Origin of the sequence: Streptomyces shenzhenensis (genome assembly GCF_003688995.1) — a bacterium.
GTDB lineage: Bacteria > Actinomycetota > Actinomycetes > Streptomycetales > Streptomycetaceae > Streptomyces > Streptomyces shenzhenensis_A.
The window spans coordinates 131,599-144,525 of record NZ_PENI01000023.1; the positions used below are offsets into that span (position 1 = coordinate 131,599).

Consider the following 12,927-nt stretch of genomic DNA (forward strand, 5'->3'; position numbering starts at 1 on the left):
CTGGGGAATGGCATCGACCCGGGATCCGGGCGATGAACTAGTACGACGATGATCGTAGTACGACGGTGACCGTACCAGGCGTCTTTCGGTATGGTCAAAGCATGCGAACGTTGGCCCATCCACGCCTCGACGAGGTCAGTGTCGACGCCGTTCTCGCCGCCCTGGCGGATCCGATCCGTCGGCGGATCGTCGTCCAGCTCTCGCGGTCGGAAGCAGCTCAGGCCTGCGGCGCCTTCGATCTCCCGGTTGCCAAGTCGACGTCCACCCATCACTTTCGGGTCCTGCGCGAAGCCGGCGTCATCACCCAGCACTACGACGGCAACAGGATCCTCAACGCCTTGCGGACCGCAGACATGGAGGACCGATTCCCCGGCCTCATGGGTGCGATCGTGGCCGCAGAGCAGCGGGCTCCTGCTGCGGTCGAACCACCTTGCTCGGGGCCGGGCGCGCACGCCGGTCGGCGATCTGGAGCCCTGGCTTCGCCGGGCGAGCGCGGCGAAGCCGGTCAGGTAGGGCGTACTTCATAAGCATTGCTGGCTCCAGGCGCCGACCGCGTTCAGGGGCGCCGAGGCGTGGAACGCGGTCGCGAGCTTGTCGTAACGGGTATCGGTGGAGCCCTTCGTGATCTCGCCGGCGTCTGCGTGGCGGTGCGGGTGGCGTACGGCGTGCCAGCGGACGTAGCGGCCGAATCAGTGCGGCGTGCTCGGTGTTCAGCGGCTCGAGCTTGCTGTCCAGTCATCGGTCGATTCGTTCCAGAGGTGCGGGGCGGGCAGGCAAGATCTCGACTGACATCAGTTACTCACGCAGGTGGTGCAGGGGCGGCCAGCTGGCGGAGCCCGGAACACCTCATGGCAGATCGGCATTCCGCTGCTGGCGGTCGGGACTGCTGCCTGCCCATCACCATGTCCTCTCGCTCGCTTGGTCAGGGAACAACTTAGCCCTTGACTTGTTCACTGACCAAGTAGAAGCTCCTTGCTGGCGAGATGACACGGCACAGTGCGTTCGTCAGTCATCCGTTCCGGCGCTCATGCACCGGGACGGACCCCGATCTAGGAGGTGGCGGGCATGAATGCCGCGAGGACACAGGCCAAAGGTGAGATGCGCGATGCCGGCGGTCTCGCGATTCCGGGGGTCGGCGGACTGTGGCGGCTGTTGAGGCCGATCCGTGGGCGGCTGATCATCGCGTGCGTGATCGGAACCATCGGTGCCGCCGCGTCCATCGTTCCGTTCATCGCGGTCGCGCAGCTGGCGCAGGTCTTGCTCGCCTCGGGCGCGGGAGCGACGGCCGCCGTGTGGCAGTGGGGCTGGATCGCTGTCGGCGCGCTGCTTCTGCGGCTGCTGTGCGTCTTCGTGGCGGGCGGGATCACGCACTTCGCCGACACCCGCTTCCAACTGATCGTGCGTCGACGCATGGCGGCCCGCCTGGGCAAGGTTCCCCTGGGGTGGTTCACGGCGCGTACCTCGGGCACCGTGAAGAAGAGCGTCTCGGACGACGTGCTGCACATGCACCACCTGGTCGCGCACACGGCGCTGGAGATCGTCGATGGTGTCGTGGTGCCGGTCGTGACGCTGGCCTACCTGTTCAGCATCAACGGGGCGATGTCGCTGTTCGTGATGCTGCCGCTCCTGGTGGGGATCGGCCTCTACGGGGCGCAGCTCGCGAAGGTCAGGCCGCGGATGGCGGACTACTCCACCGCGATGGGTGAGATCAGCGGCACTGCGGTGGAGTTCGTGCAGGGCATCGGCGTGGTCAAGACCTTCGGGCAGACCGGGCGCGCATACCGACGGTTCCTGGACGCCACCGCACGCTTCATGGACCTGATGTCGGGCGTGATGAGGAGCACGCTGCGCTCCGCAGCTCTCGCCGAGGTCGTGCTCGCCCCGCTGACGTCGCTGGTGGTGATCACCGCTGCGGGCGCCGTGCTCTCGGGCGCGGGATGGATCCCCCCGGTCGATGTCATCCCGTTCGTCCTGCTGGGCCTCGGGGTGACCGCCCCGCTGATGGCGCTGTTCTTCAGCGCGACCGCGACGACGCAAGCGGCGGAAGCCAGCGAACGCGTCCTCGCCCTCCTCGCGACCGACACGCTGCCCGAGTCGGACGCGCCGCGCGTGCCGGCTGACGCCACGATCGCCCTGGAGCGAGTGCGGTTCAGCTACGACGGGCAGTACGCCGCGCTGGACGGCATCGACCTCCGCCTGGAGCCGGGAACCACGACCGCGCTGGTCGGCCGATCGGGCTCGGGCAAGACGACGATCGCGAAGCTGATCCCGCGGTTCTGGGACCCCGACAGCGGCCGGATCACCCTGGGAGGCGTCGACCTTCGCGACATCGCTTCGAGTGAGCTGCACCGGCATGTGACGTTCGTGTTCCAGGACGTGCAACTGCTGAGCACCTCCGTCACCGAGAACATCCGCCTCGCCAAGCCCACCGCGACGAGCGCAGAAGTGGAGGCCGCCGCCCGCGCGGCGCAGATCCACGACCGCATCCTCGAGCTGCCCCGCGGCTACGACAGCGTCGTCGGCGACGATGCCCTGTTCTCCGGCGGCGAGGCGCAGCGCATCTCGATCGCGCGGGCGTTCCTCGCCGACCCGCCGATCCTGGTCCTGGACGAAGCCACGGCCTTCGCCGACCCGGAATCCGAGGCCCTCATCCAGGACGCCCTCTCCGCGCTCGCGATCGGGCGAACGCTGCTGGTCATCGCGCACCGCCTCTCGACCATTCAGGGAGCGGATCAGATCGCCGTCGTCGATCGTGGGTGCATCGCGGAGCGTGGCACCCACGACGAGCTGCTCGCCCGGGCGGGCACCTACGCCACGTTGTGGGCGAACCACGAGCGATCGAGGTCATGGCATCCCGAAATCCGCCCCAGCGCGGAATCTGCAAGGAAGGTGAACCGATGATCCGCCGCATGCTGCGCGTCATGGGAGACGATGCCCCCACTCTGCGGCTGCTGATCGCACTGACGGTCGTCGGCGCCGTGCTCCAGGGCGTCGCCTTCGCCCTTCTCGTCCCCCTCATCCAAGCGCTCTTGGAGGGCGACTTCTCCCGGCTCTGGCTCTGGATCGCACTGGAAGCGACGATCCTCGTCGTGTTCAGCGTGCTCAACTACCGCACCAAGATGCTCGGGCTGAGCTCGTCGGCCTCGCTGACCTTGCACCTGTGGCAGCGGCTGGGCGACCACATCGCGAAGCTGCCGCTGGGATGGTTCGACGCCGAGAAGGTCGGGTCGGTCTCACGGCTGGCGAGCGTCGGCGTGTTCAGCGTGAGCGGGTTCCCCACGCAGATGCTCGGCATGCTGATCAACGCGTTCGTGACTCCCGCCGTGGTCGTCGCCCTGATGTTCGTGTTCCAGTGGCAGCTCGCCCTGGTCGCAGCGATCACCGCACCGCTGCTGTGGGCCGCGTATCAGATCGCGGGAGCGATCGTGGCAGCCGTCGACCGGCGCACCCACGGCGCCAACGTCCGCACCGCCAACCGGCTGATCGAGTTCGCCCAGACCCAGCCGGTGCTGCGCGCCTTCGGCCGCACCGCGCAGGGCCACAAGCTCCTCGACGATGCCCTGGTCGCACAGCGCAAGGCCGACAACACCCTCATCGCGTGGGGCGGCGTGGTCGGCGACGGGATCTTCCGCCTCACCGTCCAGGCGGCCTTCACCGCCATCCTGCTCACCGGCATCGCCCTCACGGCCGGCACGACCATCGGGCCGGTGCAACTGATCGCGTTGCTGATTCTCGCGACCCGATTCGTGCAGCCGTTGATGGAAGGCGCCGCCGCGGGCGGGGCCATGCGCACCGTGCGCAACAACCTCGACCGGATGGACACGGTGTTCGGCACCTCGCCGTTGCCTGAGCCCATGAGCGCGGTCAGTCTGGGTGAGCCCTCCGTCGAGTTCGAGGACGTGCGCTTCGGCTACGACGACCGTGAGGTGCTGCACGACGTTTCGTTCACGGCGGCGCCTCGGACCATGACCGCGCTCGTCGGCCCCTCCGGGTCGGGCAAGACCACCATCACCCGGCTCGTCGCCCGATTCTGGGACATCGGGTCCGGTGCGGTGCGGATCGCCGGAGAAGACGTCCGGTCCATGCCCGTCGAGCACCTGATGGGACAGCTGTCGTTCGTGTTCCAGGAGGTGTACCTGTTCTCCGGGACCATCCGCGACAACATCCTGATGGCCCGCTCGGACGCCACCGAGGATCAGCTGCGCGAGGCGATCCGCCTGGCTCGGGTCGACGAGATCACCAGCCGGCTTCCGCACGGCCTGGACACGCCGGTGGGCGAGGGCGGCAGCGCGCTCTCCGGTGGCGAGCGCCAGCGGGTCTCGATCGCCCGGGCGATCTTGAAGGACGCCCCCATCGTGCTTCTGGACGAGGCCACCGCCGCTCTCGACGCGGAGAACGAGGCACTCGTCCAGGACGCGCTCAACGCGCTGACCGCGAACCGCACCCTGATCGTCGTCGCTCACCGGCTGCAGACCATCGCCGCCGCCGATCAGATCCTCTTCCTCGAGCACGGGAAGATCGTCGAACGCGGCGCGCATGACGAGCTGATCGACGTGCAGGGGCGCTACGCCGACTTCTGGCGCGAGCGCAGCCGTGCGCGGGGCTGGCGCCTCGGGACGAGGGGTTGACCGCAGAGCGCTCTTCTCATCCAGCCGCGCGGGCGCCCGCCCGCGCGGCTGGATGGCGCCCGTAGGCTGGTAGGGGAGACCAACGGATACGAAGGAGCGCTGTGGCGAAGAAGCGTCATAACCGGGACGATGTCGTGCGCGAGGCCCTTGCCATGCTCGACGAGTCCGGCATGGAGACCGTCACCCTCCGAGGCGTCGCCAAGCGCATGGGACTGCATCTGAACTCGGTATCCTTCCAGGTCACCAGCAAGGCCCGCCTGTTCGAGCTCATGGCCGAGGTCATCTTCGGCGAGCTCTCTCTCGACGACCTGCCCCCGGAGCCGCGAGAGCGCATCGCCGAGGTCAGCAGGCGGTTGCGGCTCGCGATGCTCTCCCACCGGGATGGCGGACGTGTGGTCGGAGGCACCGACACCGCCGACGTCAACGCGCGCGCCTACGCGAACGTGACCATCTCCGCATTCCTGGAAGCCGGTGTGAGCGATATCGTCGCCGCCCGAGCCAGTGTGGCGCTGCACTGCCTGATCATCGGCCTCGTCGAAGAGGAGCAGGCCGACCGGCTGAATCCGCGCGCCCAGGTATCGCCCGACGACCACCCGGGACTCGCGCACATCGGCAGGCTGCTCGACGAGGACTCCTTCGCCGAACGCACCGAGTTCGGCATAGAGGCCCTGATCAACCAGGCCATGCTCACCGCCGCCCGATAGCCTGCCGATCCCCGGAGAACCGGACGGCTGCCACGCGACGTATTGTGCACTGACCAAGTAGACTGGTCGCGTGGCGGCATTGCGTCGAGGTGCGATGAGGCGGGCCGGCCCTCGCCTCCTGGCGATGGTGGACGAGAGGCGGAGCCGGACGTGAGCGCTTCCGAGATCAACGAGGCGGCCGCGGTCATGTCCCGTCGGCGGCGATACACGACGCGCACCATCCTCACCGCGGCCGCGCTGGGCGCCGCCGTGGGCATCGTGCTCGTGCCCGTGCTGTTCGTGATCATGACGGCGGCGGCCCCTTGCCGGCAGCGGCTGGGTTCAGCTTCGGTCTATGGAGCATGGCGGCGCTGACCCCGCTCGCGGTGCTGCAGCGCGGCGGCACCGGCGTCATCGGTGCGGTCGCCGCCGGCGTCGTGACCATGGTCTCGCCGGCAGGTCCGCTCATTCTCGTGATGATGGCCTTCTTCGGGGCGCTCACGGAGCTGCCCTTCCTGATCACCCGATACCGCTGGTTCGGGCCGAGAACGCTGTTCTTCGCCGGCCTCGGCCTCGGAGTGCTGTCCTGCGGGATCAGTATCTTCACTTACGACCTGCCGAGCATGCAGCCGGCGCTGCTGGTGCTGGTCTGCGGTGGACAGCTGCTGTCCGCGGTCACGGGAAGCACGCTGTCCTACGCGATCGCCCGTGCGCTGCGACGCGCTGGCATCGGAAGCTCCAGGCGGCGGACGACAGGTGTCTGACCTGACACCCGGCCTCACCGTCAGCGGAGCCAGCATCCGCTGGCCCGCGAGCGAGCGCTGGATAGGCGGCCGGATAACGTTCGATGCGGACGTGGGTGAGATGATCCTGCTGCTGGGACCATCCGGTTGCGGCAAGTCGACGCTCCTGCTGGCCCTGTCCGGGCTGATACCGGCCAGCATCGACGCAGAGCTGCGCGGCACGATCCTCTGCGCTGGCATCGATACCCAGACAGTGAAGGCAGGACAGCTCGCGACGCACGTCGGGGTCGTACTCCAGGACCCCGACGCGCAAGTGGTCACGGGGACGCTGCTGGACGAGGTGTGCTTCGGACTGGAGAACCTCCTCGCGCCGACGGAGGACATCGAGCCGCGCGCCCTCGCGGCACTGCGACAGGTCGGCCTCGCCGAAACCCGCGAACAAGCTCTGCGGCCGCCGACTGAGCTGTCCGGCGGCGGACGACAGCGCCTTGCCATCGCATGCGCCCTCGCCCTGGATCCGTCGGTACTGCTGCTGGACGAGCCGACCGCGAACCTCGACCCTGCTGCCTCTGCCGAGTTCTACAGCACCCTCGCCGCGCTCTCCGGCCGCTCCCGCACGGTCGTGCTGATCGAGCATGAGCTCGATGACGCGCTCGAGCTGGCCGACCGCGTCGTCGTGCTCTCCCGGACCGGAACCGTGACCCACGACGGAACACCCGCCGAAGTGTTCGGACAGCACGGCCGCGAACTTCTCGAGCGCGGTGTGTGGCTCCCGATCGCGACGCAGATGGCCCTCCGCCTCGGACTCGACTCGGACCCGAACCGCGCGCTGCCGCTGACCGCTGCCGAACTCGATTCGATCCTGGACGAGACCCCACCGCAGCTGCACGTCGTCGAACGAGACCGGCCGCAGGGCGGTCTCGACGACGCGACCGCTGCCATCCATATCAACGTCTCCGGCGCCCGCGTCGCCCTCGGCGGCGCAGAGGTTCTGCACGGCATCGACCTGAGCATCGCCGTCGGCGAGTTCCTCGCGATCGCCGGCGTCAACGGTGCGGGCAAGAGCACCCTCACCCGCGCGATCGCCGGTCTCGTCCCTCTACGTTCCGGAACGATCGACCTCGACGGCATCCCGGTCGCGGACATGCACGCTCATCGGCTGGGTGAGCAGGTCGGCTACGTGTTCCAGAATCCCGAGCACCAGTTCCTCGCACGCACCGTGCGCGAAGAGATCGGGTACGGCCTCCGCGTCCGCAGCAGACCCGACGCGGAGATCACAGAGCGCGTCGAAGCGATGCTGGACCGATTCGACCTCCGCCGGTACGCGGACCTGAACCCTTTCCTTCTCTCGCACGGCGAGAAGCGGCGCCTCTCGGTCGCGACCGCTCTGATCACCGAGCCGCGCATCCTGATCCTCGATGAGCCGACCTTCGGTCAGGACCACGAACGCGCCACCGAGATCATCCGCGTCGTCGACGAGTTGGGCGCCACGGGTATCACCATTCTGATGGTCACCCACGACATGCAGCTCATCGCCGATCACGCGCACCGCATCGTCGTCCTCGCGGACGGTGCTCTTCTTCGCGAAGGCCCCACCGCCGACGTGCTCCGCGACGAAGCGCTCATCGAACGCGCCGGACTGCGTATGCCCCCCGTCCACCGCATCGCGCGGCGCCTCGCGCAGCGACGGCCGGAATGGAGCGCGGTGTACCGCTCCGAGCAGATCGAGGCGATCTCATCGTGAGCACGTCCACCCAGAGCGTCGGGCGGCGCCCGCAGCTCGCCGCGCTCAACCCTGTCGCGAAGCTCGCGGCGGTCCTCCCGGCGGTCGTCCTGGTGCTCTTCACGCGCGACATGGCGACTCCCGCGGTCATCGTCATCGCCGCCGCCCTCGTCATCATCGTCGGAGCCCGCCTGCGGCCTCGGGCGATCCTGATCGGTGGTGCGATCATCCTCCTCGCCGGAGCGTGGACTACGGCGTCCTTCGCCCTGCTGACCCGTCCCGAGGTCGTCGCCGGGACTCCCGTCGTCATCGACGGCTGGATCACCCTGCATGCCGGAGCCCTCTGCACGGGAATGGCGACCAGTCTTCGACTGATCGCCATGATGCTGCTGGCCCTTGTCGGCTCTCTCGGAACCACCACCAGCGCCCTGGTGAGCGCGCTCGTCCGCCAGGGTCGCGTCCCGTACCGCTTCGCGTACGGCGCCGTCGCCGCGGTACGTTTCGCCCCACGCTATCGACAGGATCTGCTCACCATCCGTGCCGCGCAACGAGCGCGGGGCATCATCGACCGGCGGGGACCTGTCGGCTACCTGACGCGCACCTGGCGATCGCTCATCCCGCTCCTGGCCGGCGGCGCTCGGCATGCCGAACGACTCTCCCTGGCGATGGACGCCCGCGGGTTCGCGGTCTGGTCAGGCGTCGCGGCCATCTTCGTCATCACCAACGCGCTCGGTCCCCTCACCTTCGGTACCGGGATGGCCGGACCGGGCTGGTGAGTCCGCCGATGATGCACGCTCGGAAGCCTTCCCCCTCATGCCGGCACATCTCTCGTGCCCGGCGCCGGACCCTCGCACGATTCTCCGTGCGCTCGCTCGGCGTGCGGAGATGTGGGGGCGACGGGAGCCCGCCCTGGCGCGAAGCAGTCAGACGGTGACGACGATCTTTTCCGCGGAGATGCCGCCCGCGCGGACTCGTGCGAGGGCGTCCGGGAGAGCGGCAAGCCCCTCGCCGACGACCCTCGCCCTCGGTTCGGCGCGAAAGGCTCCGGATGCGAGTGCGCCGGGCAGGAAATCTCGGTAGACGGCCGGGCCGACCTCGTTGTCCTTGAGCGTCCCGCCCCAGATGAAGCTGACGTCGATGGCGCGTCGGGCGGCGAGCCGTCCTCGCAACCTGCTCGCGGGGTCGGGCTGCGAGGATGCCACGCGGCGGGAACCAGTCGTCCGTGCAGCCACGTCGATGCACGGGGCGAGCGAGCCGCGACCGATGGCCATGGTCCCCGCGAGGGCGCGATCGCCGATGTGCCGCACGAGCTGCTCGACGACGTCCGGAACGGTGCGGTCGACCACGGCATCCGCGCCGAGCGCTCGGACCTTCTCGGCCGTGCGCGGGGAGGCCGTCGCCACGACGTCGTACCCGGCGTTCTTCGCCAGCTGGGTCGCGTTCATCCCGACACCCGTGGCCGCGCCCCACACGAGGACGACGGCGTTCTGGCGAGCGGGCGCAGCGGTAGGGAACTCCAGCCCGAGATGATCGCGCTGGAACATACCGGTCGCCGCCGTCGACAGGGTCAGCGGGAGAACGGCCGCCTGTTCGAACGACAGCGACTCCGGGATCGCCGAGGCCATGTGCTCCATGACGACGACGTAGTGCTGGTATGCACCTTCGGCGGCGCGGTTCTGGGACTTCTCGAGCGCCATCGCGTGGCCGAGCACGCGGTCGCCTGGTGCGAACCGCGTGACGGCTGCACCCGCTTCGACGACCTCACCCGCGACATCCGAGCCGATGATGGCCGGATATCGCAGCCACGGCACGACGACCCGGTACGCGGGGCCCGCGATCGCGTCCACGGGGTTCACGGCGACCGCCCTCGTGCGTACGACGATCTCGTGCGGACCTGGCGCTGTGTACGGTGCCGGGCCGAGCTCGAAACGCGCACGACGCTTGCGCATCCAGAGGGCTTGGTTCCGGGGGAGAGGCTGCTCGTTCGATGACACGACGGTGAGACTAGGCACTGTCTAGAATGGTGTCAACGCCTATGTGGCGCCAGTAGCATGGCGACATGCCCGATCGCCCCTTCCGCCATGGGAATCTCCGACAGGAGCTTCTCGACCGCGCCGAGGTCGTTCTCCGAGAGCGCGGGATCGAAGCGCTGTCCCTGCGCGAGCTCGCTCGCGACGCAGGCGTCAGCCATGGGGCGCCGCGAAGCCACTTCCCGCACAGGGCGGCGCTGCTCGACGCTCTCGTCGCCCGCGGCTATGAGCGGCTGGCCGATCGAGCCGAGGCGCTCGTCCATGCGGATCTCGCCCCGCGAGAGCGCCTGCTGGCGCTCGGGCGCGCCCAACTCGACTTCGCGCTACGCGACGCGGCTCTCGCGGACCTGATGTACGCCGCGAAGGCGGACGGGCCGTCGCCCGCCGTCGAACCCGGGGTGCAGCGGTTGCACGCGGCGTCGAGCACGGTCGTCGCCACGAGTCTCGAAATGCTCCGAGGCGAGCGTGTCGACCCGTTGCGTACGACGCTCCTGATGTCGTCGCTGACGCAGGGCATCGCTGCACTGATCGGATCCGGACGTGTGCCGGTGGAACTCGGGGAGGTTCTCCTGGCCGACGCCTTGGACCTCTTCGCAGACGGCCGCCTGCCTGGGTGAGCCGGAGCGCCCGCAGGCGATTCGCGTCCTCCTCGGCGTTAATGGGGGCGAGGGTCACAGGTGCGGCGCATCACCGTGCACGTCGTGAATCGGACCAGTCGCGGATGTGCCCGACCACCTCGTCGAGGTGGGACTCGAGCAGGAAGTGCCCGCCGTCGAGGAGCTCGATGCGCGCGTCAGGCGCATCGCGGCAGAATGCTTCAGCACCGCGCGGGCCGAAGATCTCGTCGTTCCTGCCCCACACGGCGAGAACCGGCACCTGCGAGTCGCGCAACCACTCGTGAAGACGCGGGTAGAGCACGCGGTTGCTGCGGTAGTCGCGGAAGAGGGCGAGCTGTGCCAGATCGTTTCCGGGGCGCGCGAGCAGCGCGAGGTCATGCTCCCAGGCGTCGGGATCGATGGTCGACGGGTCGAGTACGCCGTGGAGGTACTGCCACTCGACCGCTTCGCGTCCGAGGGCGGGGCGCAATGCTGCTTCGTTGCCGGGGGACGGGTCTTCTCCGTATGCCCAGATCGGCGCCCAGAAGTCCGGCACGAATCCGTCTTCGTAGGCGTTGCCGTTCTGACTGATCACGCCTTCGATCTCATGCGGAGCGCCGAGTGCGAGCCGCCAGGCGATCGGTGCGCCGTAGTCCTGGGTGTAGACCGTGAACCGCGTCACGCCCATGACGTCGAGGAATCCGCGGGTGATGGCGGCGAGCGCATCGAAGGTGTAGTCGAACTCGTCCACCGACGGGGCGGAGGAGCGCCCGAAGCCGATGTGGTCGGGAGCGATGACGTGGTATCGGTCGGCCAGCGCGGGGATGAGGTGCCGGAACATGTGGGAGCTCGTCGGGTAGCCGTGGAGCAGCAGCAGCACCGGTGCGTCGCGAGGACCTGCCTCGCGGTAGAAGATCTCGTGTCCGCCGACGGCGACGGTCCTGTGGTGAACCTTGGCCATGGGTAACCTCCTAAAGTGATTTTAACGGTTATCGAGAGGGTAGCATAGTGTGCAGGAGGTCGATCATGTCTGGGGACGAAGAGCTGTTGTTGCAGGTGCTGAACACCGCTCCGGTTGTCGACGGCGAGCCCGTCGAGCAGCTCGTCGGGCGGGACGGCGTCGTGCTGGCGAAGCGACTCGGCGGGACCGGCAGCGATGAGGAGCTGCGCGCGCTCCGTGGCGTGCGCGACGCGCTGCAGCACCTCATCGCCGGGCGCGACGGTGCGACTGCCGCGCTGCAGTCACTCCTCGGGGGGGTTCGGATGACGCCCCTCTTCGAGGTCGACGGGATCCGGTGGCAGCTCGACGCGCCGCCGGAGCTCGCGCCTGCGGCGCGTGTCGCTCAAGCGTGGACGCTCGTCAACGAGCGTCGCCCCGGTCGTCTGAGGCCCTGCGCGAACGAGCAGTGCAACCTCTTCCTCATCGATCGCACGCGCCCGGGAACGGCGAAGTGGTGCTCGATGTCGACGTGCGGAAACCGGATGAAGGCGCGGGCGTACGCCACTCGACAGCGAGCGGCTCAGCCGTCACGCTGACTGCTGCCCCGTTCACCGCGGGGGAGTGCGGAACGGTGCGTCGAGAGAGGCGGCGAACGACCGGAGAAGTCCCCAGTTCTCCGCGCTCGGCGATCCGGGTGGCGCGTGCTGCACGACCAGCTGCAGGCCGGGGTCCCCCTGCACCTCGAATGTGGCGTAGTCCAGCGTGAGCAGTCCCGCATTCGGATGACGGAACTGCTTGGACTCCCTGGTCTTGCCGCGGACGTCGTGCCGTTTCCAGAGCGCGCGGAACTCGGCGCTCTGATCGAGGAGCTCGTCGACGAGTGCGCGCAGTCGTGGATGATCGGGATCGTGCCCGGCAGCGAGCCGGAGGTGCCCGGCCGCGGCGTGGGCGGCGCGGTCCCAGTCCACGTAGAAGTCGTGCCCTGCCGGGTCGATGAAGGTCATCCGCGCCAGGTTGTCGCCATCATCGAAGCCGGAGTGGAGGGCGCGAGCGAGATCGTTCTCGACGAGCACGTCCAGGGTGCGGTCGATGATGTAGGCGGCGGCAGTGCCCCAGGAGTCGAGCAGAGACGTCAGCCCCGGTCGGAGACGAGGCTCTCGGTGCGCCTGCCGCGCGGATGGCGTGCGTCCGGCGAGTCGGTGCAAGTGGTCGCGTGCATCGGCGTCGAGCTCGAGTGCGCGTGCGAGGGCGTCGAGGATCTGCTCGGACGGATGCCGCTCGCGTCCTTGCTCCAGTCGGGTGTAGTAGTCGACGCTCACTCCGGCGAGCACGGACACCTCTTCGCGTCGGAGGCCGGGAACCCGTCGATGACCAGACCACTTGCGCGCCACGTCCTCCGGCATCGTCAGGGCACGGCGGGTGCGGAGGAAGTCGCCCAGGTTGCTGTCGTCCATCCACCCACGCTACGTCGCGCGGCGTGCGGTGTTCCTGGGTGGCCTGCACCCAGGAACACCGCGGTCTGTAGCGAGGTCACGGCCCGAGACACGATGAATGGGGCGCGCAGTGCGCCCTCCTGTGCAACCG

13 protein-coding genes are annotated in these 12,927 nt (G+C 68.8%); 10 read left to right on the plus strand and 3 right to left on the minus strand.

The genetic code is table 11. From position 1 onward, the window contains the following. Positions 1–101: 101 nt before the first annotated feature. From CTZ28_RS30355 to CTZ28_RS30390, 8 genes are all read left to right on the plus strand, one after another. On the plus strand, positions 102–527 hold the full coding sequence (locus tag CTZ28_RS30355) for an ArsR/SmtB family transcription factor (RefSeq protein WP_121892906.1): 426 nt from the start codon (positions 102–104) through the stop codon (positions 525–527). Positions 528–1,098: 571 nt separating this feature from the next. Further along, on the plus strand, positions 1,099–2,901 hold the full coding sequence (locus tag CTZ28_RS30360) for an ABC transporter ATP-binding protein (protein ID WP_121892907.1): 1,803 nt from the start codon (positions 1,099–1,101) through the stop codon (positions 2,899–2,901). Next, a complete protein-coding gene (locus CTZ28_RS30365; protein ID WP_121892908.1) occupies positions 2,898–4,628 on the plus strand; it encodes an ABC transporter ATP-binding protein in 1,731 nt (576 codons plus the stop codon). The genes CTZ28_RS30360 and CTZ28_RS30365 overlap by 4 nt, the downstream gene beginning before the upstream one ends. A 101-nt stretch (positions 4,629–4,729) precedes the next feature. Continuing rightward, complete coding sequence (locus tag CTZ28_RS30370) at positions 4,730–5,332, plus strand: TetR/AcrR family transcriptional regulator C-terminal domain-containing protein (RefSeq protein WP_220795453.1); 603 nt, start codon at positions 4,730–4,732, stop codon at positions 5,330–5,332. 150 nt (positions 5,333–5,482) lie between these two features. Next, the gene (locus CTZ28_RS30375; RefSeq protein WP_121892909.1) at positions 5,483–5,686 is read left to right on the plus strand and encodes a hypothetical protein; all 204 of its coding nucleotides are present in this window, start codon (positions 5,483–5,485) and stop codon (positions 5,684–5,686) included. Beyond that, the gene (locus CTZ28_RS30380) at positions 5,674–6,075 is read left to right on the plus strand and encodes an ECF transporter S component (RefSeq protein WP_121892910.1); all 402 of its coding nucleotides are present in this window, start codon (positions 5,674–5,676) and stop codon (positions 6,073–6,075) included. The genes CTZ28_RS30375 and CTZ28_RS30380 overlap by 13 nt, the downstream gene beginning before the upstream one ends. After that, positions 6,068–7,798, plus strand: coding sequence for an ABC transporter ATP-binding protein (locus CTZ28_RS30385; RefSeq protein WP_147481218.1), 1,731 nt, complete (start codon positions 6,068–6,070; stop codon positions 7,796–7,798). The genes CTZ28_RS30380 and CTZ28_RS30385 overlap by 8 nt, the downstream gene beginning before the upstream one ends. Next, entirely contained in the window at positions 7,795–8,553 is a 759-nt protein-coding gene (locus CTZ28_RS30390; RefSeq protein WP_183154665.1) for an energy-coupling factor transporter transmembrane component T family protein, read from the plus strand. The genes CTZ28_RS30385 and CTZ28_RS30390 overlap by 4 nt, the downstream gene beginning before the upstream one ends. Before the next feature lie 147 nt (positions 8,554–8,700). Here the strand turns inward: CTZ28_RS30390 and CTZ28_RS30395 are convergent, their stop codons facing one another. Then, positions 8,701–9,726 (minus strand): zinc-binding alcohol dehydrogenase family protein, encoded by a 1,026-nt coding sequence (locus CTZ28_RS30395; RefSeq protein WP_121892913.1) that lies wholly within the window; start codon positions 9,724–9,726, stop codon positions 8,701–8,703. Positions 9,727–9,836: 110 nt separating this feature from the next. Between CTZ28_RS30395 and CTZ28_RS30400 the strand changes: the two genes are divergently transcribed. Next, a complete protein-coding gene (locus tag CTZ28_RS30400) occupies positions 9,837–10,424 on the plus strand; it encodes a TetR/AcrR family transcriptional regulator (RefSeq protein ID WP_121892914.1) in 588 nt (195 codons plus the stop codon). Positions 10,425–10,494: 70 nt separating this feature from the next. Here CTZ28_RS30400 and CTZ28_RS30405 read toward each other — a convergent pair whose 3' ends face one another. Further along, complete coding sequence (locus CTZ28_RS30405; protein ID WP_121892915.1) at positions 10,495–11,364, minus strand: alpha/beta fold hydrolase; 870 nt, start codon at positions 11,362–11,364, stop codon at positions 10,495–10,497. Between the two features lie 65 nt (positions 11,365–11,429). Between CTZ28_RS30405 and CTZ28_RS30410 the strand changes: the two genes are divergently transcribed. Beyond that, the gene (locus CTZ28_RS30410; RefSeq protein ID WP_121892916.1) at positions 11,430–11,939 is read left to right on the plus strand and encodes a CGNR zinc finger domain-containing protein; all 510 of its coding nucleotides are present in this window, start codon (positions 11,430–11,432) and stop codon (positions 11,937–11,939) included. A gap of 12 nt (positions 11,940–11,951) precedes the next feature. Here the strand turns inward: CTZ28_RS30410 and CTZ28_RS30415 are convergent, their stop codons facing one another. Beyond that, on the minus strand, positions 11,952–12,797 hold the full coding sequence (locus CTZ28_RS30415) for a helix-turn-helix transcriptional regulator (RefSeq protein WP_121892917.1): 846 nt from the start codon (positions 12,795–12,797) through the stop codon (positions 11,952–11,954). Between the last annotated feature and the right edge of the window lie 130 nt (positions 12,798–12,927).

Excerpts from the sequence above, each read along its gene's own strand:
- CTZ28_RS30355 (WP_121892906.1), top strand. The coding sequence starts at position 102 with ATGCGAACGTTGGCCCATCCACGCCTCGACGAGGTCAGTGTCGACGCC.
- CTZ28_RS30360 (WP_121892907.1), top strand. The coding sequence starts at position 1,099 with ATGCGCGATGCCGGCGGTCTCGCGATTCCGGGGGTCGGCGGACTGTGG.
- CTZ28_RS30365 (WP_121892908.1), top strand. The coding sequence starts at position 2,898 with ATGATCCGCCGCATGCTGCGCGTCATGGGAGACGATGCCCCCACTCTG.
- CTZ28_RS30380 (WP_121892910.1), top strand. The coding sequence starts at position 5,674 with ATGGCGGCGCTGACCCCGCTCGCGGTGCTGCAGCGCGGCGGCACCGGC.
- CTZ28_RS30395 (WP_121892913.1), bottom strand. The coding sequence starts at position 9,726 with ATGCGCAAGCGTCGTGCGCGTTTCGAGCTCGGCCCGGCACCGTACACA.
- CTZ28_RS30400 (WP_121892914.1), top strand. The coding sequence starts at position 9,837 with ATGCCCGATCGCCCCTTCCGCCATGGGAATCTCCGACAGGAGCTTCTC.
- CTZ28_RS30405 (WP_121892915.1), bottom strand. The coding sequence starts at position 11,364 with ATGGCCAAGGTTCACCACAGGACCGTCGCCGTCGGCGGACACGAGATC.
- CTZ28_RS30410 (WP_121892916.1), top strand. The coding sequence starts at position 11,430 with ATGTCTGGGGACGAAGAGCTGTTGTTGCAGGTGCTGAACACCGCTCCG.
- CTZ28_RS30415 (WP_121892917.1), bottom strand. The coding sequence starts at position 12,797 with ATGGACGACAGCAACCTGGGCGACTTCCTCCGCACCCGCCGTGCCCTG.